This is a genomic window from Xenorhabdus yunnanensis (genome assembly GCF_028598805.1).
Classification (GTDB): domain Bacteria; phylum Pseudomonadota; class Gammaproteobacteria; order Enterobacterales; family Enterobacteriaceae; genus Xenorhabdus; species Xenorhabdus yunnanensis.
In genome coordinates this window covers 1-1,836 of the sequence record NZ_JAQRFI010000142.1, presented here as the reverse complement: position 1 = coordinate 1,836, position 1,836 = coordinate 1, and the positions used below count along the sequence as shown (strand labels likewise).

Genomic DNA, 1,836 nt, shown 5'->3' with positions numbered 1-1,836 from the left:
AATATTGGCTGGATTTTAACCCGCAACTTTTAGCGGGTTCATCGGACGAAAGTTCGGCTGATTGACCAACCAAAATGAGGACCACGGCAGCAGGTAGGTATATTAAACGTATTGAGTTATTTTCAACCAACCCTCTTAAAGAGGGGAGTCTCTGAGATTGGTGACTCATTAACTCCAATAAATCATTAAAGTTCACTTTCACTGCCTCCGTTTCAAACGGAAGCGTGACATAGCGCTAAACCTGCATCATGCAGGAAATAAAGGATATCAAGGTGTTAAAGGTAGTTTTTGTGAAAAAGGCCACGCCATGCGCAGCCTTAAAATATTCATCTGAATCCCGGACTCTGGCGGGATTTTGAACTACCTAGGATTATTAGGTAGTTGGATTGTAAATTCAAAGCCTTACTCACCCTATAATTTTTAATAATCAACTTCATTTATCTTTTATTAATTCTTTATCCGAAGTAAATCGGTTCTGGTTTTACTTCCGTTTAGCTGGGTATCTATATAATGCCTCATATTACGCCAGAGTTATTTTAATTCTGTTGTGAGAATACTTTAAAGCTTATTTATATGAGGATCTTCTTATGAATCGACTTGCAAGAGTTCTGTTTAGCCTTGTATTGGTATCGCTCTCTTTTTCGGGGCACAGCTCTCAAGCGCCAGATGAAGCGACAAACCCATATCAAACTTTAATTACTAAGAAGCACACGCAACATAAACACGAATATGAACACGGATATGAACATGGGTATGATCATGGATATGAACGCGGGTATGAACACGGGTATAGTCATGGGTATGAACACGGACACGGACACTCAAATAGTATTAAGCATACTTACAAATCAATTAAGGATGCACCGCAATATCCTAAAGGGTTTAGGCCAGTCCAAGATGGAACAACTAAGCATATTATTAACAGGAAAGACTTATTGCGGGATCTAAGAGAAGTAAAAGCAGGAAAATGGTATAAAGTGTATAAAAATGGTAGTGTTAATGGAAATAAAGTATCCATTCATTATTTTCAGCATGAAAGTGGTCAAGTATTTAATGTGAAAGTAGTGAATCGCTGGAGCATAAAATAATGAAACTTAGTTATACTATTGAACAGAAACATGCAGAGAAATTCATTAGTTTTTTGATCGTAGGAGTGCTGTATTCTCTTGAAAAAAAAATAATATCTATTGATGAGGCAGAGGGATTTATATTCCAGCCCGATGAAATAAAATCGTTGAAAAAAATAAATGCATCCCGTGAATTAATTGATATTATTGAAGGAGGCTGTCAACTTGAAGATGTGGAAAGTTTAATACCTGAAAAACTTCCAAAAAATATTCGTGAGTTGCTGCAAGAAACATTATCAGTCATCAGAAACAATAAAGAAATTGGACGATTAGTAGAGAAGGTAATCACAGTGAAATCAAACTGGTAGGTAAACATAAAAGGTGAATTACCTAACCTAAATTGTGCTAATGGCGTTTCTCTGAATTAGGGAAACGCCAATTAATCCTACCGATTCAATTTGCGCAGTCTCTATAACAACCAATTCAATACAGTTCGCTGAGTATTACTTGCTGTGAGCGCTATACCGACTCGACGGATTTAGACATCCCTTCCAGAAAGCAAAAAAACCGCCGGAGCGAGGCTTAAATTCAGGATTGGATTTATTTCCAGTCAAAGCAAAAGTGCTTAGTTTGGCCTGTTTACTTTAATATAGCGCCTAACTTTTGCGAAAAAGTCACCATCATGTAACCCCAATCTTGTTCAGTACCATCATATTTACTGGTTCCCAATGTAAGATTAAAAAGCAACATGCTATTCATAGTCCAGTCA

3 protein-coding genes are annotated in these 1,836 nt (G+C 37.0%); 2 read left to right on the top strand and 1 reads right to left on the bottom strand.

Translation table 11 applies throughout. From position 1 onward, the window contains the following. The coding region (locus PSI23_RS21185) for a hypothetical protein (protein ID WP_273556930.1) at positions 1-196 on the bottom strand (196 nt) is incomplete at its 3' end. A gap of 391 nt (positions 197-587) precedes the next feature. Between PSI23_RS21185 and PSI23_RS21180 the strand changes: the two genes are divergently transcribed. Beyond that, a complete protein-coding gene (locus PSI23_RS21180; RefSeq protein WP_273556929.1) occupies positions 588-1,088 on the top strand; it encodes a hypothetical protein in 501 nt (166 codons plus the stop codon). Beyond that, on the top strand, positions 1,088-1,435 hold the full coding sequence (locus PSI23_RS21175; RefSeq protein WP_273556928.1) for a DUF3969 family protein: 348 nt from the start codon (positions 1,088-1,090) through the stop codon (positions 1,433-1,435). Before PSI23_RS21180 ends, PSI23_RS21175 begins: the two co-directional genes overlap by 1 nt. The last annotated feature ends 401 nt before the right edge of the window (positions 1,436-1,836 follow it).